Annotated in this window: 19 protein-coding genes and 1 tRNA gene; 2 read left to right on the top strand and 18 right to left on the bottom strand. The window is 56.1% G+C overall.

The window, feature by feature from the left end; genetic code table 11:
* Positions 1–47: 47 nt before the first annotated feature.
* The 9 genes from MNODULE_RS12630 to MNODULE_RS12670 all read right to left on the bottom strand — a co-directional run bounded on the left by MNODULE_RS12630 (position 48) and on the right by MNODULE_RS12670 (position 11,030).
* Positions 48–122 (bottom strand) — tRNA-Gln (locus tag MNODULE_RS12630).
* Positions 123–133: 11 nt separating this feature from the next.
* Positions 134–1,027, bottom strand: coding sequence for a 4-(cytidine 5'-diphospho)-2-C-methyl-D-erythritol kinase (ispE, locus tag MNODULE_RS12635; protein WP_168060313.1), 894 nt, complete (start codon positions 1,025–1,027; stop codon positions 134–136).
* A gap of 81 nt (positions 1,028–1,108) precedes the next feature.
* Positions 1,109–2,545, bottom strand: coding sequence for a sigma-54-dependent transcriptional regulator (locus MNODULE_RS12640; RefSeq protein ID WP_168060315.1), 1,437 nt, complete (start codon positions 2,543–2,545; stop codon positions 1,109–1,111).
* Positions 2,546–2,554: 9 nt separating this feature from the next.
* Positions 2,555–4,306, bottom strand: coding sequence for a two-component system sensor histidine kinase NtrB (locus tag MNODULE_RS12645; protein ID WP_168060317.1), 1,752 nt, complete (start codon positions 4,304–4,306; stop codon positions 2,555–2,557).
* A 31-nt stretch (positions 4,307–4,337) separates the two neighbouring features.
* On the bottom strand, positions 4,338–5,543 hold the full coding sequence (locus tag MNODULE_RS12650; RefSeq protein WP_168060319.1) for a type II secretion system F family protein: 1,206 nt from the start codon (positions 5,541–5,543) through the stop codon (positions 4,338–4,340).
* 36 nt (positions 5,544–5,579) lie between these two features.
* Positions 5,580–6,698, bottom strand: a complete 1,119-nt coding sequence (locus tag MNODULE_RS12655; protein ID WP_168060321.1) for a type IV pilus twitching motility protein PilT — start codon at positions 6,696–6,698, stop codon at positions 5,580–5,582.
* 13 nt (positions 6,699–6,711) lie between these two features.
* On the bottom strand, positions 6,712–8,508 hold the full coding sequence (gene pilB / locus MNODULE_RS12660; RefSeq protein WP_168060323.1) for a type IV-A pilus assembly ATPase PilB: 1,797 nt from the start codon (positions 8,506–8,508) through the stop codon (positions 6,712–6,714).
* Positions 8,509–8,727: 219 nt separating this feature from the next.
* Positions 8,728–9,615: a shikimate dehydrogenase gene (locus MNODULE_RS12665; RefSeq protein WP_168060325.1), complete on the bottom strand. Its 888-nt coding sequence runs from the start codon at positions 9,613–9,615 to the stop codon at positions 8,728–8,730.
* Between the two features lie 59 nt (positions 9,616–9,674).
* Positions 9,675–11,030 carry a DUF512 domain-containing protein gene (locus MNODULE_RS12670; RefSeq protein ID WP_168060327.1) on the bottom strand — a complete coding sequence of 452 codons (1,356 nt, stop codon included), beginning with the start codon at positions 11,028–11,030 and terminating at the stop codon, positions 9,675–9,677.
* Between the two features lie 368 nt (positions 11,031–11,398).
* Between MNODULE_RS12670 and MNODULE_RS12675 the strand changes: the two genes are divergently transcribed.
* Entirely contained in the window at positions 11,399–11,680 is a 282-nt protein-coding gene (locus MNODULE_RS12675) for a hypothetical protein (protein ID WP_168060330.1), read from the top strand.
* Positions 11,681–11,795: 115 nt separating this feature from the next.
* Entirely contained in the window at positions 11,796–12,977 is a 1,182-nt protein-coding gene (locus MNODULE_RS12680) for a tetratricopeptide repeat protein (RefSeq protein WP_168060331.1), read from the top strand.
* 37 nt (positions 12,978–13,014) lie between these two features.
* Here the strand turns inward: MNODULE_RS12680 and MNODULE_RS12685 are convergent, their stop codons facing one another.
* The 9 genes from MNODULE_RS12685 to MNODULE_RS12725 all read right to left on the bottom strand — a co-directional run bounded on the left by MNODULE_RS12685 (position 13,015) and on the right by MNODULE_RS12725 (position 22,014).
* Positions 13,015–13,611 carry a COG1470 family protein gene (locus tag MNODULE_RS12685; protein WP_168060333.1) on the bottom strand — a complete coding sequence of 199 codons (597 nt, stop codon included), beginning with the start codon at positions 13,609–13,611 and terminating at the stop codon, positions 13,015–13,017.
* Positions 13,599–14,135, bottom strand: coding sequence for a hypothetical protein (locus MNODULE_RS12690; RefSeq protein ID WP_168060335.1), 537 nt, complete (start codon positions 14,133–14,135; stop codon positions 13,599–13,601). The genes MNODULE_RS12685 and MNODULE_RS12690 overlap by 13 nt, the downstream gene beginning before the upstream one ends.
* Complete coding sequence (locus tag MNODULE_RS12695; protein ID WP_168060337.1) at positions 14,132–15,874, bottom strand: glycosyltransferase family protein; 1,743 nt, start codon at positions 15,872–15,874, stop codon at positions 14,132–14,134. The genes MNODULE_RS12690 and MNODULE_RS12695 overlap by 4 nt, the downstream gene beginning before the upstream one ends.
* Entirely contained in the window at positions 15,874–17,328 is a 1,455-nt protein-coding gene (locus MNODULE_RS12700) for a PEGA domain-containing protein (RefSeq protein WP_168060339.1), read from the bottom strand. Before MNODULE_RS12700 ends, MNODULE_RS12695 begins: the two co-directional genes overlap by 1 nt.
* A gap of 20 nt (positions 17,329–17,348) precedes the next feature.
* On the bottom strand, positions 17,349–17,879 hold the full coding sequence (locus tag MNODULE_RS12705; RefSeq protein WP_168060341.1) for a BON domain-containing protein: 531 nt from the start codon (positions 17,877–17,879) through the stop codon (positions 17,349–17,351).
* A gap of 75 nt (positions 17,880–17,954) precedes the next feature.
* Positions 17,955–18,359, bottom strand: coding sequence for a BON domain-containing protein (locus tag MNODULE_RS12710; RefSeq protein WP_168060343.1), 405 nt, complete (start codon positions 18,357–18,359; stop codon positions 17,955–17,957).
* A 17-nt stretch (positions 18,360–18,376) separates the two neighbouring features.
* Positions 18,377–19,042 carry an outer membrane beta-barrel protein gene (locus MNODULE_RS12715; RefSeq protein WP_168060346.1) on the bottom strand — a complete coding sequence of 222 codons (666 nt, stop codon included), beginning with the start codon at positions 19,040–19,042 and terminating at the stop codon, positions 18,377–18,379.
* Positions 19,043–19,985: 943 nt separating this feature from the next.
* Positions 19,986–20,900, bottom strand: coding sequence for an LD-carboxypeptidase (locus MNODULE_RS12720; RefSeq protein WP_168060348.1), 915 nt, complete (start codon positions 20,898–20,900; stop codon positions 19,986–19,988).
* A complete protein-coding gene (locus tag MNODULE_RS12725; protein ID WP_168060350.1) occupies positions 20,893–22,014 on the bottom strand; it encodes a serine hydrolase in 1,122 nt (373 codons plus the stop codon). The genes MNODULE_RS12720 and MNODULE_RS12725 overlap by 8 nt, the downstream gene beginning before the upstream one ends.
* Positions 22,015–22,045: the final 31 nt, after the last annotated feature.

Genomic DNA, 22,045 nt, shown 5'->3' on the forward strand with positions numbered 1-22,045 from the left:
TCTGATGCGCTCCGTTTCCGGTTCATCAGAACTGTTTTGGGGTGGTTTGGCTGGGGCGCCAGGGATCGAACCTGGGCTGCGAGATCCAAAATCTCGTGACCTGCCAGCTAGTCGACGCCCCAATAATAAAAACTTATACCGGCGACCTTCTCAATATTCGGGCGACCCACACCTTTACCGAGTCCTTCTTTTCGAAGGCGGCGGCGGCCTGTTTGGCCGAAGAATACTCGCTGAAGCGGGCAAAAAGGGTCGGACCACTACCCGACATCAAAATCCCTTTTCCTCCCAAGCCGAGGAGTTTCTTCTTGATTTGGGTGAGTTGCGGAAAGGCCTCTAACGTGACTTCTTCCAAGTCGTTATGAGGGCGGTGATAGATCTCCCTTAAAGAAGGTCTGTGCGCAATAAATTTGTTTATAGTAATCTCCCGGTCGCTTTTTGTCAACCCTAATTTTCGCGAAAACGCCTGATAAACCCAAGCGGTCGAGACGGCGATTCCGGGGTTGACCAGCACCATCCACCCCGGTCCGTTCGCCGTCGCCGGCTCAATCTCGTCCCCCCTTCCCGACGCCCAAGCGGTCGGACCGGAGAGGAAGAAAGGAACATCACTTCCGAGCGTTGCGCCAAGGCGGGCCAATCGCTCGCGCGGCCAACGAAGACCCCAAAGGCGGTTCAAACCGATCAACGTCGCCGCCGCATCGCTGCTTCCCCCCCCCAGCCCCGCCGCAATCGGAATGTTCTTGGTGAGCCGGATGGAAACCCCCTTCGATCGCGCCTCTCCCTGGAAAGCGGCCTTTTGGAGCGCTTCGGCCGCCCGGAAGACGAGGTTGGAGCGGTCGGCCGGAAGGGAAAATCCATTCTCAATCGTTAAGCGAACATCGGACCACTCCTCCCGGAGGGCGATGAAATCGTAGAGGCCGACCATCTGCATCAGGGAGAGGATTTCATGGTAGCCGTCTTCTCTCCGCCCGAGGACCTTCAAATAAAGATTGACTTTGGCGGGGGCCTTGATCAAAACGGTTTTTTTCATACAATCGGTATAATGGGGTTATCGAGAGGGGGAATTGTACGATATTCCGGCGCAAAAGGCGAGCGGGGCGGATTTTTTTTGCTACGCAAGGGGATCGTCGGCGTTGTCGTCAGCATCGTCTTCGAGGTCCGGATCGACCTCCCCGTTTTTCAGCTTCTTGATGCCGTATTTATCGAGCCGGTAACGGAAAGAGCGGAAGTTGAGGTGAAGGAGCTTGGCCGCCTCTTTCTTGACCCAGTTTGTCTCTTGAAGGGCCTTCAGAAGAAGCTCCTTTTCAATCTTTCCGATCAGATCTTCCAAATGGAGCCCGTCTTCGGGGATGGCGGCCGGAATCGGAAAGCTCCCCTCCGGTTTAAGAAAGCCTTGGTTAAAATCGGCCAGGGTCAGCATTTTATGGGAGGCCAGCGCGACGGCGCGCTCGACCACGTTCTCGAGCTCTCGCACATTTCCCTTCCATTCGTGGTTCATCAAGACACGCATCGCCTCCGGTTCAATCCCCTCGATTTCTTTTCCGAGGCTCTGATTGAATTTGCGCAGAAAAAAATCGGCCAGCAAAGGGATATCTTCCGGCCGCTCCCGCAAGGGAGGAAGGTCGATCGGGATCACGTCTAAACGGTAGTAGAGATCCTCGCGGAATTTCCCCTCCGCCACCATCTTCTCCAGATCGCGATTGGTCGCCGCGATGATCCGCACATCGACCTTCAAATCTTTTGTTCCGCCTACGCGGCGAAATTCTTTCTCCTGGAGGACCCTCAAGAGCTTGACCTGGATCGATAGAGAGGTCTCCCCGATTTCATCGAGGAAAATGCTCCCTTCGTGGGCGATCTCAAAAAGCCCTTCTTTGTTTCCGATCGCTCCCGTGAAAGAGCCTTTCATGTGGCCGAAGAGCTCGCTTTCCAGCAGCGCTTCCGGAAGCGCGCTGCAGTTGACGGTGACGAAGGATCGATCGCGCCTCGCGCTGTTGAAATGAATCGCCCGCGCGATCAGCTCCTTCCCCGTTCCCGATTCTCCATAGATCAAGACGTTGCTCTTGCTGTCGGCCACCTTCCGGACCAGATCGAGCACCCGCTTCATCTTCTCGCTTCTTCCGATAATCTGGGTGAAGGTCGCCTGGCCCTTCAGCTCGCGGCGAAGCTGAGTATTCTCCTGGCGCAGCTTCCTCCGCTCCAGGGCATTCTTGATGATTAGCTTGACCTCGTCGATCTGAAACGGTTTGGTCAAATAATCATAGGCCCCCTCTTTCATCGCTTCGACGGCCGTCTCCGCCGAGGCATAGGCGGTCATCATGATCACGATCGTCTCGGGAGAAAGCTCCTTCAGCCCCTTTAAGAGATCGAGGCCGCTCATCCGGGGCATCTTCATGTCGGTCAGGACCAGGTCGTAGATGTCTTTCTCCAACACCTTCAGGGCCCGGTCGCCGTCTTCCGCCGTTTCGACGAAATAGCCCTCTTTCTTAAGGACAATCGACAGGAAGTCCCGCATGCTTTTTTCATTGTCAACGACCAGTACTTTCTCCATCTCTCTTTCCTATACCGATAACGACTTCAACCGGTTCTCTGTAGATTGAAAAAGATCGGACGGACGATCGGCCGCCGGAGAGCGCTCCGGACGGGAATCTTCGATATCCAGCCGTTCGCTCCTTGTCAACTCATCCAGCGGAAGGGTGATAAAAAAGGTGGTTCCCTTGGAAGAGCTCTCGACGCGAATTTCTCCCGCATGTTCTTCGATGATCCGCTGGACGATCGACAGACCCAAACCCGATCCGGAGCTTTTTGTCGTGAAGAAGGGATAAAAGATTTTCGGGAGATCTCCCTTTTGAATCCCCCCTCCCGTGTCGGCGAAAAGGACCTCGATCCGCTCGTCGGAGACCACCGCTCCTTTCCCTTTTTTAGGACGGCTCCGCCGCGTCGAAATCGTCAGCACCCCTTCTTCCGGCATCGCTTGAAAGGCATTGATCGAGAGATTCCAGAAAACCTGCCGGATCTGGTCGGGATCGATCAGAATCATCTGCGGCTCCGACGGAATCAGCAGGGAAACCTTGATCCGATCGTGATACTCCGGATGATTCTGAAGAAGCTGGACCGTTTCCGATAAAAGCGCGTGGAGATCGGTCCGCCTTCGCCGCGGCGGCAGCGGCTTCGCGTAAAGAAGAAATTGCGTGATAATCGAGTTGAGCCGGTCCGCTTCTCTGACGGCGATCTCCATCAACTTAAGATGTTCATCGCGGAGGTTGAGGTCGCCTTTGAGCACCTCGATCGAACCGCTGAGGGAGGCGAGCGGGTTTCGGATCTCATGGGCCATTCCGGCCGCCATCTCTCCGATGGTCGCCAGACGCTCCTTCTTTTGCATCTCTTCTTCGAGGCTTTTTAGCTGGGTCAAATCCTGGAACGTCCCGATAATTCCGATTTGCCCCCCGTGCTCGTTCCGAAGGGGCGAGATCGTCACGCCGAGCAGGCAGCGCTCTCCCTGCTTCGTAGAAATCTCTCCGTCGAATCGCTGCGGAACGCCGGTAATCGCAAGATCTCGGTAGCGGTCCCGAATCTCCCCCCAGGAGAAGAGCTCCCACCAGATCGATCCGACCGCCTCTTCCGCCCGAAAACCGGTCATTTCGGAGGCCGACCGGTTAAACGAGGTGATCTTTCCGGAAAGATCGGTCGTCACGAGACCGCTCGAGATACTCTCCACGATGTCTTCCGTGAAAACGCGCAGCTTTGAAAACCCGACCTCTTTCTCATGCAATCGCTCCGAGAGCCTTCCGCTGAGGCTGCCGACGGTAAAGAAGGTGATCATATAAAGAAAGAGCATATAAAACACCTCTTTCTCGCCGAGCAGACTGGGGGAATTGAAAGGAGGAACGTGGGCATATTGTAGATTCACGACGGTGCCGAATAAAAACGTCGCCGCGGCCGCGGTCAGCACCCCCCCCTTGCGGTGGAAGAAGATGCAGGCCGAAACGATCGTAATGACGTAAAGAAAAGAAAAGGGGCTCTGAATCCCTCCTGTCACTACGATCAGGGCCGTTTCGAACAAAAGGTCGATCCCCAACTGAACGGAGACGAAAAAGAGGGGATACCGCGTCCGCGAAATGAAGAGGGCATAAACAAGGGTGAGGAAATAGGTCGACCCGATCAGGAAATAAAAGGTGGTGATCGACCATGGGTTTTTGAGGTAATTGAGCTGCAGCAGAAGTGGGATACCGAGAAGGGAGGTCACCAGGAAGATCCGGAGGGCCATCAGCCACTTGATCCTCCCCAGAATGATCTCGTCTTCTCTTTTCATCGACCGATCCTGCCGAAGTATCGCAACCCGTTTATCCCACCACCGAGGCCAGTTTGAAGATCGGAAGGTACATGGCGATCACGATCGTTCCGATGGTGATACCAAGGAAGACCATCAGCATCGGCTCCAGCAACGAGGTGAGGGCGCCGACCGCCGAATCGACCTCGTCGTCGTAAAAATCGGCGATTTTGCTCAGCATGGCGTCGAGCGCCCCGGTCGTCTCCCCGACCGCGATCATCTGGACCACCATCGGAGGGAAAACTTTCTCTTTCCCGAGCGGATCTGAAATGGTCTTCCCTTCGCTGATGCTTTGACGGGCGTTCATGAGCGCCTGCTCGATAATTTTATTTCCCGCCGTCTTCGCGACGATCCCCAGCCCCTCGAGAATCGGCACACCGCTGGCGATCAATGTCCCTAAGGTCCGTGTAAACTTCGCAACGGCGGCCTTCCGGATCAAATCACCAAGAACCGGGAGTTTTAGAGCAATCTTGTCGACCGTCTTCCTTCCACTCGGCGTCCGGTAATATTTTTTGAAACCAAAAACGGCCAAGCCGACGGCCCCTACAATGATGAGGATATTCGATTTCATGAAATAGCTGATATCGATGACAAACTGGGTCAGCGCCGGAAGGGTGCCGCCGAAATCGGTAAACATCTGCGCAAAAATCGGGATCACGAAGACGAGCAAGACCACAATCACGATCCCCGCCACCCCCATGATGGTGGAGGGATAGACCATCGCCGATTTGATCTGCTTTTTCAATTTCATCGATTTTTCAATGTGCTTCGCCAACCGATTCAAAATCGTATCGAGAATCCCCCCCGCCTCCCCAGCGGCCACCATGTTCACATAGAGGTCATCGAAGACTTTGGGGTGTTTCCGCAAGGCATCGGCATAGGTCGATCCTCCCTCCACATCCCCCCGGACCTCTCCGACCGCCTTTGCTAAAACCGGATTCTCGCATTGCGCCGATAAAATTTCAAGACATTGCACCAGCGGAAGCCCGGCGTCGATCATGGTGGCGAATTGCCGCGTGAAGATCACAATATCCTTATCGCTGACCTTCCCTCCGCCGAATCCCGGGATCTTGAGATCTTTGGCCTTTTGCTGAACGGAGGTGACAAGGATATTTTCCTTTCTGAGAAGCGCGATGACCTCCTCCCGGCTGTTCGCCGCCAGCTGCCCTTTCTGAATCGTCCCCTGTCGGGTCTTCCCCGTCCATTCAAACGTCGCCATGGATCGCTCCTTGATGACTGGGTGTCATCGTTTTTTCTAGTTCCGAACCATCTTCCCCGGATCGCGAGCGGCCGAACCCGGACCGGCCCCTCCGCCGCGATTGACCATGTTGATCAGCTCCTCGACATTGCTCGATCTCGCAAGCGCGTCTTCATACGAGATGATCCGTTTTGTGTATAGCTCATACAGCGACTGGTTCATCGTCTGCATTCCATGTTTCCCTTGACCGGTCTGCATGGAAGAGTAAATCTGATGGACCTTGTCCTCGCGGATGAGGTTCCGGATCGCCGGCGTCGGGATCAGGACCTCCATCGCCATCGCCCTCCCTTGGCCGTTCGACTTGGCGATCAGCTGCTGCGAGATGATCCCCTCCAACACGAACGAAAGCTGTGCCCGGACCTGAGGCTGCTGATGGGGCGGGAAAACATCGATGATCCGGTTGACCGTTTGCGCGCAGGAGTTGGTGTGAAGGGTCCCGAAGGTCAGATGGCCTGTTTCCGAGATGGTGAGCGCCGCCTCGATCGTCTCCAGATCGCGCATCTCCCCGATCAACACGACATCGGGGTCTTGGCGAAGAATATATTTCAATGCCGCCTTGAAGCTCTTTGTATCGGTCGTCACCTCCCGCTGGTTCACCACCGATTTCTTATGGGGATGAAGAAACTCGATCGGGTCTTCGATGGTCAGGATATGATCGTGGCGTTCCGAGTTGATCCGATCGATCATGGAGGCCAGGGTGGTCGATTTTCCGCTTCCGGTCGGCCCGGTCACCAGGACCAATCCCCTCGGTTTCTTGACCAACTCTTGGACCACGTGAGGGAGTCCTAATTCTTCAAACGTTTTGATTTTGAAAGGGATGGTCCGAATGGCCGCGCCGACCGCGCCCCGCTGCATGAAAATATTGCCTCGGAATCGGCTAAAGCCCTTCAATCCGAATGAGAAGTCGAGCTCGTTTTCCTCTTCAAATCGATGCTTCTGCGCATCGGTCAGAACACTGTAGACCAGCTGCTTCGTATCGGCCGGCGTCAGCTGCGGGAGATCGAGCGGCGTCAGATGTCCGTTGACCCGAATCTGGGGGGCGGAGCCTGTCGTCAGATGCAAATCCGACGCACCCTTTTCAATCATGATCTGAAGTAACTGATGCAAATTGGCCATGCGTGCTCCTTACTTAATCCGCAAACGTGCTGTCCAACACCTCTTCGATCGTGGTCATTCCCTCTTTGACCTTCGATAAGCCGCTCATCCGAAGGGTTTTCATCCCAAGAGAGATCGCCTTTTTTTTGAGCTCATCCGCGGAAGCCCCTTGGAGGATCAATTCTCTCAGTTCCTCTTTCACCGGCATTACTTCATAGAGCGCCACCCGCCCTTTGTAGCCTGTTTTGTTGCAAACATCACACCCCTTCCCCTTGTAAATCACCAAACCTTTCAGCTCTTCCTGTTTGAAACCGGCCTTCAGAAGCGCATCGGGAGGGAGACTATCGGGCTCCTTGCATTTGGCGCAGATTCTTCTGGCGAGCCGCTGCGCCAGGATGAGAACGACTGAGGAGGCGACCAGAAAAGGCTCAATCCCCATGTTGAGGAGACGATTGACCGTACCGGGGGCGTCATTGGTGTGAAGGGTCGATAAGACCAGATGGCCGGTGAGGGCCGCTTTGACGCCGATCTCGGCCGTCTCATAATCCCGGATCTCTCCGACCATGACGACATCGGGATCTTGCCGGAGAAACGATCGGAGGGCCGCCGCGAAATTCAGGCCGATTTCATCTTTCATCTGAACCTGATTGATCCCCATCAGGTTATACTCCACCGGATCTTCCGCCGTCATGATATTGATTTCGGTGGTATTGATGGTGCTCAGGGCGGAATAGAGGGTGGTCGTCTTTCCGCTTCCGGTCGGCCCGGTCACCAACACCATTCCATACGGAGCGTTGATCGCCTCCGTAAAGTCTTTCAGCGCCCCCTCTTCGAAACCGAGTTTGGTCAAATCGAGGGAAAGGTTTCCCTTATCGAGGATACGCATCACCACCTTCTCCCCGAAGAGGCAGGGAAGGGTGGAGACACGGAAATCGACCTCTTTCTTCTTTCCGAGCTTCAGTTTGATCCGTCCGTCCTGGGGGAGCCGGCGCTCCGCGATATCGAGCTTCGACATGATCTTCAGACGGGAGACCACGGCGTTCTTGATCTTGATCGGAAGATTCATGATCGTCTTCATCGAGCCGTCGATCCGGAACCGGACCCGAAAAACGGTTTCAAAAGGCTCCACATGAATATCGCTGGCGCCCACTTTGATCGCATTGACCAAGACGCCGTTGACCAGCTTGACGATAGGAGCATCGACATCTTTGATTCCCCCGTCATCCTGCTGCTCCTCGACAACATCGATGTTCTCCAGGGCGTCTCCCACCACGGTATCGAAGTCATCGACCGAGACCATGGCGTTGTCTTCATCCTGGCCTTGGAAACCACCCGTATCTTCTTCCGAGAGGGTATAGTCTTTGGCCTCGATCGTCATTGTCTTCTCGACGACGGCCAGGGCTCCCTTGCCGTAATACTTATTGATCAATTCGACCACGGAAGACTCCGCGGCGATGATCGGCTCGACGTTGTAACCGGTCATGAACTTGATGTCATCTATCGCAAAGACATCGGAGGGATCGACCATCGCGAGGCTCAGCGTGGCTCCCATCCGCTTGATCGGAACAACCAGATATTTCTTCACCACTTCGGCCGGAACCAATTTGACCACCGCAGGGTCGATCTCTATCTTTGTAAGGTCCGCCGCCGGAACGCCATACTGTTGGCTTAAGAATTTCAACAGTTTGGCTTCATCGATAAATCCCAAGCGAACCAGAATGCTCCCGAGCCGCCCCCCCTCTTTCTTCTGGACCAGCAACGCCTTTTGGAGCTGCTCATCGTTAATCAACTGCGCATTCACGATGAGCTTTCCAAGTTTTTCCGAAACCAAAGGAACCCCTCGATATGAACAGATAACCTGGGATCGGTCCGACCGAACGAAGGAATGACGAGAGCCGACCGGCGAACCACGCTTCCGACATGAAAACCACAAAAATACTGAGAAAAGTCTATCCCAAGTTACAATTTCTGTCAACGAAACGGGGGATGAGACAAAAAATGGCGCCTACCGATCCGGGATCGGTTTTATTCTCTCTTCTTTTTCGAAAAATCAATGTAGAAGAGGACCGAGAGAAAGCGCCTCTTGAAGGGCTTGCCTCATCTTGGAGAGGGGCGCTTTTTGCTTCGTCCAGATTTCAAAGGCGAGGGCCCCTTGATGAAGGAGCATCCCGAGACCCGGAACGACCGTCGCGCCCGCCTCTTTCGCCGCGGCGAGGAGCGGGGTCTCTTCAGGACGATAGATCAGGTCGGCGACCGACCAACGGGGATCGAGCAGATGGGGCGGAAAGGGGGAGGGATCTCCTTGCTTCATTCCAAGGGGGGTGGTATTCACCAAGAGGGTCGGCCGATCCGAATCGGCCGGAAAACCGGGGCCGAAATCGACCCCGACGAGGGATGTCTTCAAACGCGGCGCGACGGCGGTTACTCGATCGGCCAGCGCTTTCCCGCGCGACGCCGTCCGCGCCGCGATCACCATTTCCGCAATCGGCTCTTGCGCCAACGCCACCGCAACCCCCTTCGCCGCCCCTCCGGCCCCCAGAAGAATCACCCGCTTTCCAGAGAGATCGACATTTCTTTCTTGAAGGGATTCGAGAAAGCCACGCCCGTCGGTATTGCGGCCGATCAGCCGGCCCGAGGCGACTTCGATCGTGTTGACCGCGCCGATTTTCCCGGCCTCTTCGTCGATCTCGTCGAGAAAAGGGAAGATCGTCTCCTTATGGGGAAGGGTGACATTCACTCCGAGAATCCCCAGCGGGAGGATCCCCCTGACCGCCCCTTCCAACCGGTCGGGATGGACCTCGAAGGGGACATAGCGATAGGGAAGACCGAGGGCGTCGAAAGCCGCGTTGTGCATCAGTGGGGAAAGGGTATGGGTAATCGGGTGCCCGAAGATTCCAAAGATTTTCGTCTGGCCGGTGATCGGTTTCAAATCAGTCATCGGATCGGGTGGCCGCTTCTTTATCGAGGCCATGAGTGGGACGGTTTTTTCGAAAACCGTTATCGGTACTGGGAGACCGGAATATTTTGGAGAAACCCCATCAGCCCTTCGGCATCGGCGGAGACGACCTGAACGGAGAGATCCAATTCCTTTTCAAGATCTTGCGGCGTCATCCCATCCAAGAAGAGGTTTCGCTCCTCGTTCAGGGCCACCGACGGGAGCAGAAGGATCCGGTTTCCGAATCGATCCGAGGTCCGCTGTCGGACCGCTCTGATGATATCCCTGCCGGACATGAGCCCGGCCACCGTCACCGAGTCGCCGAAGAAATCGTTGACGACGGTCACCACCTCCATCTCCGCGCCACGGATTCGAACCCGTTTCAGGCATGACGTTAAAAAAGGAGAAAAGGAGGTCCCCGTCGCCATGAGAATTTGGGCCGGCTCGGAGATCTTTTTCGGTAAAAAAGGAAGCATCCCTTCGAAGTCGCTCAGGAAAAGGGGGACAATTCCGACCCCGTTTCCCTGCTGGGGGAGATCGGCATATTCTTCCAAGGGAGGGAACGGAAGGCCCGCCTTGGTATACCATTCGTCCGCCAGGAAGACGAACGGATAGCCGATCTCCTTCCGGAACCGCCTCTGCCACGGCTTGATCCACTCGATCATCTCGCGCGCCCCCTCGACGCTCACCTCCCGAAGCGCTTGAAGTCCCTGCCGATGCCGGGTCAGGCCGATCGGGACGACTGCCAGCGATCCGACCGAGGGGTAGAACTTCACCAGATCCTCGATGCTTTTAACCAGATAGTCGCCGTCGTTAATGCCCGGACAGAGAACGATCTGCGTGTGAAGGACAATTCCATGTTCGGTCATCTCGCGTATTTCGGCCAGGATATCGCGCGCGCGCGGATTGACCAGCATCAAGCGGCGCAGCTCCAGGTCGGTGGTATGGACCGAAATATAAAGGGGGCTCATCTTCTGCTCGAAGATCCGCTCTTTGTCTTTCCGGGTCAAATTCGTCAGGGTGATGTAGTTGCCGAAGAGGAAAGAAAACCGGTAATCTTCATCGCGGATATAGAGGGTATCCCGCTGTCCTTCCGGCATTTGATCGACAAAACAGAAGAAGCATTTGTTCGGACAGCTTCGGATCTTCATCTCCGGGAAGTCGATTCCGAGCGCTTCATCGAGATCTTTTTCGACTTCGACCTCCCACACTTCGCCGTTCGGCTTCGCCAGCTCCAGGAGGAGTTCTTCTTCTCCTTCCACAAAACGGTAGTCGAGGACATCCTTCATCTCTCTACCGTTCATGCTGATCAACCGATCGCCGGCCTCCACCCCGACCGCTTCCGCAATGCTGCCGGGCTCGACCTTCTCAATCGTCAATCCCGCATTTTTTGAAAGACGGACCCCTTTTTGTTCCACAAACCACCTTCCTTCAGGTTACTTGCAGAAGGGAAAACCTTCCGCAACGAAGGGTTGATTATAGTAGTCGGTGGGTCTGAATGTCAAATAGGGAGTTTTCAACACCTCGGGTGGAAAGATTGTGGATAAGCGCCTCTCAATCACGACGAAAGGCCGATCTCTCTTGGCGAGAGAGCAGTTTGCCTAAATAGGAGGCAGGCCGCGGCACGGGAAATGAATTGGGAAACGAATCATATCGTTTCCATCATCCGACCGATCTCCTCTTCAAAATAAAAAATAAACTTTGATAAAAAAACCTTGCCCGATGAGATTCAATTCGTTATAATCGGCTCGCCTTCGTTCATGGAAAAATTGGGAGAAATTTTCAAATGGTCTTTGAGATCCATCATATTGAAGGGTTCGATCCGACCGGAAGGATGTTCAGCCGCAACGTTCGGGTCAACGTCGGCGAAAACGGCTACACCGGCCACTGCAGCTACGAAGGTTTGACGGTCCAGACGAGCGAATATCCGACGGTCGAAGAGGTTTTAAGCGATCTCGCCAAGAAACTTCAAAAAAAAGGATTCACAGAGTTGAGGACGCGGGTCAACTTCAGAGAAGATCGCTACCTCGCCGAGAGAGAGCCCTGGGTTTATTACAAAGCGTCGTAACGCCCTGATTCAACACCGCCCAAGGACATTCTTTTTATTTTTTCCGCCTGCTGCCTACCCCCTCCTGTGTTTTGACTCTAGAAATCCGTTGTGTTAGGATGTCGCCGGTTTTGAGATGAAGTCACATTCCTACAAAAAAACGTTCCTGTTTGTTCTCTTTGCCGCCCTGGTTATGTGGGGGCTCGGCCAGTGGATCACCCTCCCCTCGTCGGCCCGGCAGACCGAGCCGAGAGAAATCAACCCCGACACGCTGAAAAAGACCAAGCTGGATGAGGCGAAGCGACAGTTTCGCCTCTCTGCGCGACAGAAGAAAGACCCTGATTCTCCGCTCCCCTCGCTTCTGACCCTGTACGATGATAACCAGTTCCAAGCCGTCTCGGATCAAATTGTCGGCCTCTCGGACGATCAGAAAAATGCCCCCCTCCATCTCCTGCACGGCAACGCCCTGGCCTTCCTCGGCAAACATGAAGAAGCGGCGGGGGCCTATCAGGAGGCCTATCGTCGGGCCGAGACCCTTCAAGAACAGGCCGCCGCGTTGGCGAATTTCGGGCTACTCTACTCGACAAAGCGGGTCTGGAAAGAGGGAATCGTCTGGACCGAGCGGGCGCTGGCGATCGACCGCCAGACCGGCGACCGGCAGGCTGAAGGAGCCGATCTCGCCCTTCTGGGAACCCTTTATTATCAAGCGGGAGACACCGCGAAGGGATCGGAAGCGCACATGGAAGCGTTGAAGATCGCCGAGGCGATCTCCGATCGGCGGCTGATGGCGCGCCAGCTTGCGTCGATCGGCAATCTCCACTACCTCGATCGGTCCTACGAGACGGCCCTCGATTATCAACAAAAGGCGCTGAAGCTTTATCGGGAGTTGGGAAACCCGATCGGGGAGGCGGTCTCCCTCACCAGCCTCAGCTTCATCTATAAAGACCGAAAAGATTTCGCGAAGGCGCTCTCGTTCCAATCCGACGCCCTCGCCATCCATCAGGCGGGAGACGATCTCTCTTCCCAGTCAAATGCTCACATCAATTTCGCGCTGATTTATCAGGATCAGGGAGAATTGGAGAAAGCGATCGGATCGGCGGAGAAGGCGCTGAAGATCCGGGAGGAGATGAATGATCTCCCCGGAATGGCGAATGTCGAAGGAACGATCGGAACGATCCACCAGAGCTTCGGCAACCTTCCCCAGGCGATTCAGCACCTTGAAAAATCAAAGGAGCTTTTCCAAAGGGGAGGCGCCTCTCAGCAAATCCATATCGTCGATCAACGGATTCAGATCCTGCGCGATCAGATGCAGAACTAGCCCTCCGAATCGCGCGCAAGGCCCCTTCCGAATCTCTCTACAAAACCAAAATCCCCAAAACTGCCGTCACCGACACCACCGTCAAGATCCCTCCCCCCATGACAAAGAGGCCGCCGACTTTGAAGTAGTCGCGGCGGCGGAGCCATTCTCCCATCCCGATGGCGGCAAAGCCGATCAATGCCGGGATTCCGAAAAAAGTCAGAAGGTCCCGGTAGCCCGGCTTCAAGTAGATCGGAAGGGTTCCATAAAATGGCTTCGCCTCTTTATCTTCCGCTTTGATGACGACGTCATATTGGGTCATCTGCTCGGTGAAGCTGGGAGGACCGCTCTTCGGGATCAGGGTGACGTGGACCGGCGCCGCTTCATCGGGAGGCAGATCGATATTCCGGGGATCGACCCTCGCAATCCATCCCTGCGGCTTTCGCTCGATGCTGAGGGTATAAAAGTTCGTTTCCTTTCCAGGATTGGAAATGACGATATCGACGACCCGCCGCTCCCCCGATTCGAGAAAGCGGGGGGAGGGAATCCGGGAGAAGATGTCGGCCGATTGCGGCTCCGGCGGCGCATCTTGGGCAAGACCCACGCTGAAGAAGAAGAGCAAGGCGAAAGCGATCGAGCGGATTAAGAGACCCACATCCGTTCCCCCGCCAAGTAGGCCTTGATCTGATCGGAATGCCCCACCAGGCCGGCGAGCAGGCCGAGCGCAACCAGCAGGACCAGCGGCATCCAGGGAACGAGGACCGGCAGCCCCTTTGGGGGAAGGAGCCAGACGCCGTAATTGAGCCACCAGGCCATCTGTGAGCGGGTATCGAAGAGATAATGCGTTGCGAACATGAAGGTGAGCAGGCGCGCCTCCTTCTCCCCATATCGGCGGAAGAGGAGAGGAGACAGGATAAAGATCGGCGTATGGAAGAAACTCCGGTATTGCGCCCAGATCACATGATCGATGTCGGGAATCAGGGTCGTGAAGATCCGGAGGAAAATCATCGGAGAGAACCCCTCCAGGACGATCAAGACAAAAAAGGCGAGGACGAGGTGGGTGGTCGCTTCCAGGAAAAGATAAAGATGCCAGTGGCTGACCCAGAGGGGCTGCCCGTATTTCTCGAAGAGGAGATAAAAAAGTATAATTCCCGACATCGGCAAGATAAAGCGCCTCATCCGACCTCCTCCCGCTTCTCCGGAACTTCCGCCAATCCCGCGACGGGGCCGAGTTCCGGACTCCCGGACGCAACGTCCCCTTCCTTTCTTTTCTTATCGGTCACCCAAAAGGTGAGATAACGCCCCAGCATCAAGCGGGTCTGCGCATCGACCGCGGGCAATCCGACCAGGAAAATATAAGAGAGGGGGACCAATGCCCACTGCAATGTCATCGAAACGGTCCGCCATCGGCCGTAGCGCGCGGGGCGCGGGGGAAGGAGCGCATGACAGAGAAAGACCGAGAGGAACACGCCGACCAGCGCCATCGATAAGATCGACCGGGTGGTCGCGGTAAAATTATAAGCGAGCACCGTCTGATAAAATTCTCTCCCGCCGACCAACAGGGGAAGGCTCCCGAAGACCGGAATGACAAAAGGGGCGCTCCCCCAGCTGTAATTCCCCTCGAGCATTCGGAAGACATGCTTAATTTTCTTTCGAAGCGGAATGGCCCGATCGATTAAGAACCCCCGCATCATCAAGGGGAACTTCTCGATCCCCCAGGCCCACCGCCGCATCTGTTTATATTGATTAATCAGCGTCCGCCAGTAACTCTCCGCCAGGTTCGCATCCATCGAAACGGGAACATAAAGCGGGATCGTCTCATACTGTCCCCCATAATACAAGTAGCAGGAGTAGAAAATCACCGAGTCGTCCGAAATGACATCGACCGGCCAATACCCGACCTCCACCAACGCCTTGAACGACATCGCGTGGCTGGAGAAGGTGATGAGGAGATCGGGCCGGATGCTCTGCACCATGTGCCAGAAGGTGGTGCTGTTGGCGACCACCCGCGCGAACGACGGCGCATCCCAGATATTGTTATGATACATCGGAAGCGGCTGGTAGCTTCGCCGGGTCCGCTGCGGGTGGATGATGTAGTTGTAAGTGAGGCAGCCGAAGTACTGCCGATCGACGCAGGTATCGGCGTCGAAGGCGGAAAGGATCACCCGGTCATAAGGAATGTTCTCCCGGTCCAGGTATTGCTTGGCCTGGCGGGCCGCCCAGGCCATGTTCGCCCCTTTGACGCGCGCCTCGCCCGGAATCCCGTCGGGATGAAAGGTCGTTAAGAAGGCGCCGAAGGAAGATCCAAACTCCTGCCGAAGGGCCTTCGCCTTCCGGTAGGCCGGAATCCCCTCTCGCTCCTCGAAGGCGAGCACCACGATCATCCGCTCATTCGGATAGTCGGCCTGCAAGAGGGCCCTCAATGAAGAACGAAGGATTTCGAGCCCTTCCTGATAAGTCGGGAAGATCACCAGATGGCGGATTGTCGTCCAATCCCAGACGTCGACCTTTTCCGTTTCGATTCGCCGGATTTCCTGCAGATGAAGACGCAGGCTCTGAAGCCTCCGCTTTGGAGCCCCTTCTCTTTCGGCGCGCGCCGTCTCCTCCTCGATCTCCCGGCGATAGGCCGGAATTTCCCCCGACGCTTTTTCGCATCGCCTCCGCCAATCAGTCCCCCACTCCATCCGCACCCGCCGGTAAGCGAGGAGCATGAAGATGGAAAAATAGGTCACGCGGATCAGCCAATAAAGGTCGTAAGCGATGATGAAGATCGCGACGGCGACCGGTTGAAAGAAGGAGAAAATAAAAAGGCCGAGAAAGGTCGACCAGAGGAGAAGGCCGGGAACGATCTCAAAGGCGCGCTGCAGGAGCGCATCCCTTCGGTGGGACGTGCGGGGAGAAGGAAGAAAAACACCCATTAAAGACGGCTCCCCAGGAGCGTCGAGCGGGGCCTTCCGAAAGAGAGATCCGCCTGGTAAAGCCGGTTTCGAAAAAGAAAGGTGACCTGATCGGGGTCGTGATAAACAAATCGGTGCGCTTCGCCGGGGATTTGGAAAAGCGGATAGGTATTGGGAGAACCCGGCCCGCCGATCTCGGTGATATAGACGGTATCGCCGGCGCCGTAGAGAATGTGGAATTGATCGCTGTACCAGACCGGCGCGATGACCGTTCCTTCCCGCCGGACGGCCGTTTCAAAAGAACCGGCCTCCCGTCCCCCCAAGGCCTTTCCCTCCTCGAGGTGATAAACGAAAATCCCCTGTTTCGTCTGGTAGAGAAGCCGTTTCCCGTCGCCATTGAACAGGACCGTTTGAACCCCGGCCGCGACCGGCAGAGGGGCCGCGGAGGGAACGTCGTCGATGAGCCAGAGAATATGGTGTCGATCGATCAAAGCGATTTTTCCCCGGGGCGAGACGACGAGGCGCTCGGGGTCATTTCTTTCCGCCGGGTCGATCGGAAGCTCCGCCAGCGTGGTTCGCTCGCCGGTCACGAGGTCTTGCCTGAAAAGAACCGGCGGGGAGGTTGTTACAAAATAGAGGAAATTTTCAAGAAGGGCATATCCTTGGACCGGGTCGGGGACCACCTGCGCGATCGATCTTTTTTCATAATCGGCCCGATAGAGCGACTCCCCCTGCATGAAGAAGAGACGAAGTCCGGTTTTGGTCCATTTCCAACGATCGACCTCTCCTCCCCCTTCGGGCGGGGTCCATTCGAACGGCGGCTCCCGCTCTTCACCCTCCCCGACGGCCAGGATAAAATAGCGTTTCGATCGAGAGGTCGAAACGGAAAAGGCAGCCCCCCGGCCGTCCCCCAGCCAAAGGAGACGATCGATGGAATCTTCGACGGAGAGCGCCCCCCCCGGGTCGGAGTCGAATGGGAAAAGAAGGCGCTCCTCTCTCCGATCCATATCGAAGAGCCAGAGGGACTCCCCCTCGTCCGCGTTTTTCCGGTGGACATAAATCAGCTTCCGGCCGTCGGGCGAGACGGCGAAGGTCCGAATTTCTTTCGCCGACACGGAGGAGACGGCGATCCGCTTCGGGATCAACAATATCTGATCCTCGACGGTAATTCGATTCGCCCGGATCTCCACCTCTTTTCGCCAGGAGCGGAAATTCTCCGAGTTCACCTCCAAGATGTATCGCGAGGGGAGCAGGCCTTGAATCTCGGCCGGCGTCCGATCGGTCCCTTCCCGCCGGTTGATGCGGATCTTCGCCCCCTCCGGATACGACTTTAAAACAAGGGTCCCCGTCGGAACCAGCGCCTGCGTCTGAAAATCATACCGGTATCCGCTCGCGCCGAGAATCAGCACGGGGGCGACGATCGTAAATAAGAAGAGCGCTCCAAGAAAAAAAGCCCTTCGATAGCGCGGTTTCATGAGAGCAATCCGAAAATTTCCTATTCGAGAATCTCTAACTGATTTTCAACTGAAAGGACCCCGCTTGTATTCCGGGCGATCCGTTCCGCTTCCTTCTTTTCCCGTTCACTCTGCACGCGGCCGGACAAAATCACCTTCCCTTTTTCCGCCTCGACGTCGATGGCGAGCGCGTGGGTCATTGGATTTTGGATCAATCGCGATGTGATTTTGGAGGCGATGACGGCATCTTCGAATCGGTCAGGCCGTCTCATTTGTCCCACACGAAGGAGATTCTCGACCTGCCGGACGCCGGCCACCCCCGCCGCAATTTCCGCCGCCCGGCGTTTCCGGTCTTCCGACGGGAGCGTGCCGGAGAGGGTGACGATCCCTTGACGGCTGTCGACATTGATCCGGAAGAGATGGAGGGTTGCGTCATTGGCCAGCTTCGCCCGAATCCGGGAGGTGATGGCGGTGTCGTCCGCCCGTTCTTCCGCCCCCTTCTTCGGGTGAGCGGCGCACCCGATCACCCCGATGCAGAGCGCCATTAACAAGGCATAATAAACCGTCCGCATCTTTTTTCTCCAAATTGGAAACGTGGATCAAAACGCGGGGGCGGCCCAGAGGCGACCGCCCTCCGCGTCAAAGAGCTACCCGAGATCTTCCAGCAGATTCACCGACAACGTGCTCCCCGACTCATTCGAAGAGCCCTCGATACGACCGACCTTTAGATTGTCCTCGACCTCTCGGACTCCTTCGGTATTCTGGGCCAGCTCGATCGCCTTCTGCTTCTGGTCCTGACTATCAACCACCCCGTTCAGGAAGACAACCCCATTTTGGGTATCGACATCGATATTCATCCCGTTCAGAACATCATCGGAGAGGAGCTTCGCCTTCACCTTTGCGGTCAGCGCCGCATCATCGGTTCGGGTCGTGGTCCCCGCGCCGCGATCGGTCGGCGCGCTCTCCGTATCGCGGTCCCGCCAGCTGGCACAACCGGTTGTCACTCCAATGAGCAGAATCAAAACCAACAGCTTGCTGAGTGTCTCTTTCATTGTGTTTCTCCTTGTGATTAGTGGAACAGGAACGTAAGCGCGCCGCGCACCGTGTAGTTATTCGTCTCAAGATCGGGGAGGGCGGCGCGGACTGCGGCGTTGTCGATGTTCTCCCTGAAGTCCCAGAAGGTCGCACGATATTCCACACTGAAAGTCACGTTCTCCGTAATCCCAATATCGAAACCTCCCCCCGCGTGCCAGCCGGGCGCCACATCGTGCTCCAGGGGCGAGACATTCTGAAGGTTCGTCGGGGGTGTCGCGAGCCCTTTCTCAAAATCGGTTCTAAAATAAACCCATGTCACTCCACCGATCAGATACGGGGTGACCGGCCAGGGAAGGACAGTGAACGGGGCGCCGACCGGGTAGATCAGTCCGCTCACACTCAAAGGGATCTCCGACAGGACGATCGACTCGTTCAGAAATGTCTCCTCCAGCGTGCCGGCAGAGACCTCCAACCCCATAAAAGAAAGGACCCGAAACCGGAGATGAGCGCCGGCAAATCCTTCGCCGCCGTCTCCGTCCCGAGACGATAAAAACCCGCCGTGAACACCGGCGCCGACATTGGCAATTTCGGGAACAAACCAGGCACGCTCATCCTCCCGGTCCTGCGCATGGGCGGAAAGGGCGCCCGTCAAGATAAACGCGATCAGCCATAAACCTGTCTTCAAACCAAGCCACTTCATTCGAAGCCTCCTTCACTCTCAACAAGAGAAATCGATATCGATCCGGTCTGTCATCGCGATGATTCGTTTTTGTCGAAAGGCGGCTACGACACGATGGGCCGAGGACACGCTGATATTTTGGAGAAGTTTTTTGAACACCGCGATACATTCCGTCGATACGTTTACTTGTGTGCGTTCTCTGGACCAGATCGTGCGCTGGTCAGCCGACGACCGCATTTCACTGATAGTATCTGGCAAGAAATGACCCGTTGTTCCGTTCCACTTCGCGATCCGGACGCTTCTCCCTCGTCGCGAATCATCCTTTGCCTGCTTTATGGAAAGGGGAAGATCATCCCCTTTCGCCTCATGATGGACCGCGAGGCCTTCAACGTCCAGGGAAGATGGCGGGATAACTGGCGCTTCATTCGACGAGCGTCCATTCTTCTCCCGCTCACTGAAAGACTAGGCGGCCCGTCGATGAGGGCGGCTGACGACCTTGCGGTTGGATAGGATGACCTTGTCCACGATCTCTCCGCAATAAACACATCTCCAGCCTGGATAAAACCACGCGTATTCGTCTTCCAGACCGTAGAAGTTCTCGTGGACCATCGATCCTGAGCATCTTGGGCAATTCATAATCGACCTCTACTCCATATAAAGTTCGTTTCTGAGATGAGAGGAACATTTCCTCTTCGCCGACTCTGTATTAGGAAAAAAGCAAGTCCCATGCCAGTAGAACGCTTTCGAATTCATCGGTTAGAAGGGACCTCTTCGGATGATCGATGAAAAAACATGCACTTTTTAGGAAGTGGGATCAATCCGTTGCAAACGGGATGCGCCGACGGGAGGGAAGACGAAATTAATTGGAAATCAAAGTAGATGGAGAGAATTGCCTTGGGTAAGTTATATACAAACGATGCGGGGGCTTAATGAAGATATGTAAATCTTTCACACCCGGGAATCATCAAAGGACGGCCGGTTCCAACATTCGCAGGGAGCCGGTCATTCCATCGATCCGCACAGGAAGGCCGAAGGGAAGGGTGGCGAGCGAATCCCCATGGCCGGAAGGGAAACCAAAGAGAACCGGGACGGGGAGTTCATCAAAAATTTCCATAATGATCTCGGGAAGGAGCTCCGGCTGGCAACGGGGCATCTGACCGAAGACAACCCCCCGCACATGGTCGAATTTGCCCAACCCTTTCAGATAAGAGAGCATCCGATCGATTCGATAGGGGGCCTCATCGATGTCTTCAATAAAGAGGATCTTATCTTCGGTCTCGATCTCATAGGGGGTCCCGATGGTTGTGCAGATCAGGGTAAGACAGCCGCCGGTCAAGATCCCCTCCGCTTGACCGGGCCGCAATGTCCGGACGCCGGGGAACGACATTTCCAACGCCTCGCCGCCGAGGACCTTCATGAAGTTTTCGTCCATCGCCTGATTCGGTCCTTTCCCAAACTGCGTTGCGACCATCGGGCCATGGAAGGTCACCCAACCCAAGATACGGGAGAAATAGAGGAGCAGGGTCGTGACATCGCTGCAGCCGAGGAAAATCTTCGGTTCAAGGCGGTTCCGATCGAGGAAGCGAAGGAGCCGGGCGGCTCCGGAGCCCCCCCGCGCGCAGAGGACGGCGCGGACATCACGGTTCTCGAACATCGACCGGAGGTCGGCCGCCCGGTCGGGGTCTTTCCCGGCGAGGTAGCGGTGGCGCTTCTCAACGTGCCGCCCGACGATGACCTTAAACCCAAGCTGTTCGAGCCGAAGCACGCCTCGGTGAAGATCGGCCGGCTCCACCCGCCCGGCCGGCGCCACAACTCCGATCGTCTCCCCGGGGGAGAGCCGTTTCGGCTTGATGATCGACTGCCGGCGCTGATCAGACACCGACCACCTCCTCAAAAATCAGATCGTGCAGCTCGGGGCGGAAGAGACGGATCTCTGAATTGTCGCGGCTCGGATGGACCCGGTTGGTCAACAAGATCACAATGAGATCCCTCTTCCGGTCGACCCAAATTGATGTTCCGGTAAAGCCAAGGTGGCCGAAGCTCATTGGAGAAAAAAACCGGCCCGAAGAGGAACGGGGATGCGAGGGGGTGTCCCACCCCAACCCCCAGGAAGAGCCGACCGGAATGTCATTCCCCTTCTGGCAGGTGGTGAAGAGGGTGGCCAGCGTCGAATTGAGCGGCCCCGTCCCCTCGATCGAATCGATCCAAAGCCGGACCAGACGGTAGACCTCCCACGCCGTCGAGAATAAACCGGCATGGCCGGCCACCCCTCCCATCGCATACGCATTATCGTCGTGAACCCACCCCCGGATCACCTTTCCCCGCCAGGGGCACTCTTCAGTCGCGGCAAAAAGGCGCCCCCGATAGGCCTGAGGCCGCCGTCCGAGCCGGATAAAGAAAGTCTCCTTGCAATCGTGTTTTGAAAAGATATTCCGATAACAAAAGCGGTGAAGCGGCTCCGTCGCCACCGCTTCCACCACCTCGCCCAGGAGGATAAAACCGAGATCGCTATAAAGGCTCTTCGCCCCCGGATAGGCGATCAGCGGCTCCTCTTTCACCCGTTGGCAGATTTTCCGCTTGGCTGCGGAGGAGCCGAGAAAACCGGGATCTTTTTCCTCCTGTTCCGCAATCTCCTGATAATAAGGCCTCCAATCGGGAAGACCGGCGCTGTGGTTCAAGAGATGATAGAGGGTGATCTCCCGCTTCGCCCCGAAAGTAAACTCGGGAAAAAACTTCGAGAGCGGATCGGTGAGGGCAAGAAGGTCATTCTGAATTAAAATGAGGATCGCGGCGGCGGTGGCGAGCGGCTTGGTCAGGGAGGCGAGATCAAAAAGAGTATCGCAGGTCATCGGGACCTGGTTGGGAATCAGCGAGGCCGATCCGAACGCCTGATGAAAACGGACCTCCCCTTGGGAGTAGATCAATAGGACCCCCCCCGGGAAGACCCCGGCGGCGACCCCCTCCTGCATTTTTTGGGAGATTCGATTAGACACGCCTGGTAGGGGCGCAATTCATTGCGCCCTC

The sequence above is a fragment of the Candidatus Manganitrophus noduliformans genome (assembly GCF_012184425.1).
Taxonomy (GTDB): Bacteria; Nitrospirota; Nitrospiria; order SBBL01; family Manganitrophaceae; genus Manganitrophus; species Manganitrophus noduliformans.

What these genes read in the sequence shown, in the direction of transcription:
- ispE (WP_168060313.1), bottom strand. Translation starts at nt 1,027, where the DNA reads ATGAAAAAAACCGTTTTGATCAAGGCCCCCGCCAAAGTCAATCTTTAT.
- MNODULE_RS12640 (WP_168060315.1), bottom strand. Translation starts at nt 2,545, where the DNA reads ATGGAGAAAGTACTGGTCGTTGACAATGAAAAAAGCATGCGGGACTTC.
- MNODULE_RS12645 (WP_168060317.1), bottom strand. Translation starts at nt 4,306, where the DNA reads ATGAAAAGAGAAGACGAGATCATTCTGGGGAGGATCAAGTGGCTGATG.
- MNODULE_RS12650 (WP_168060319.1), bottom strand. Translation starts at nt 5,543, where the DNA reads ATGGCGACGTTTGAATGGACGGGGAAGACCCGACAGGGGACGATTCAG.
- MNODULE_RS12655 (WP_168060321.1), bottom strand. Translation starts at nt 6,698, where the DNA reads ATGGCCAATTTGCATCAGTTACTTCAGATCATGATTGAAAAGGGTGCG.
- MNODULE_RS12665 (WP_168060325.1), bottom strand. Translation starts at nt 9,615, where the DNA reads ATGACTGATTTGAAACCGATCACCGGCCAGACGAAAATCTTTGGAATC.
- MNODULE_RS12675 (WP_168060330.1), top strand. Translation starts at nt 11,399, where the DNA reads ATGGTCTTTGAGATCCATCATATTGAAGGGTTCGATCCGACCGGAAGG.
- MNODULE_RS12680 (WP_168060331.1), top strand. Translation starts at nt 11,796, where the DNA reads ATGAAGTCACATTCCTACAAAAAAACGTTCCTGTTTGTTCTCTTTGCC.
- MNODULE_RS12690 (WP_168060335.1), bottom strand. Translation starts at nt 14,135, where the DNA reads ATGAGGCGCTTTATCTTGCCGATGTCGGGAATTATACTTTTTTATCTC.
- MNODULE_RS12695 (WP_168060337.1), bottom strand. Translation starts at nt 15,874, where the DNA reads ATGGGTGTTTTTCTTCCTTCTCCCCGCACGTCCCACCGAAGGGATGCG.
- MNODULE_RS12700 (WP_168060339.1), bottom strand. Translation starts at nt 17,328, where the DNA reads ATGAAACCGCGCTATCGAAGGGCTTTTTTTCTTGGAGCGCTCTTCTTA.
- MNODULE_RS12705 (WP_168060341.1), bottom strand. Translation starts at nt 17,879, where the DNA reads ATGCGGACGGTTTATTATGCCTTGTTAATGGCGCTCTGCATCGGGGTG.
- MNODULE_RS12710 (WP_168060343.1), bottom strand. Translation starts at nt 18,359, where the DNA reads ATGAAAGAGACACTCAGCAAGCTGTTGGTTTTGATTCTGCTCATTGGA.
- MNODULE_RS12715 (WP_168060346.1), bottom strand. Translation starts at nt 19,042, where the DNA reads ATGAAGTGGCTTGGTTTGAAGACAGGTTTATGGCTGATCGCGTTTATC.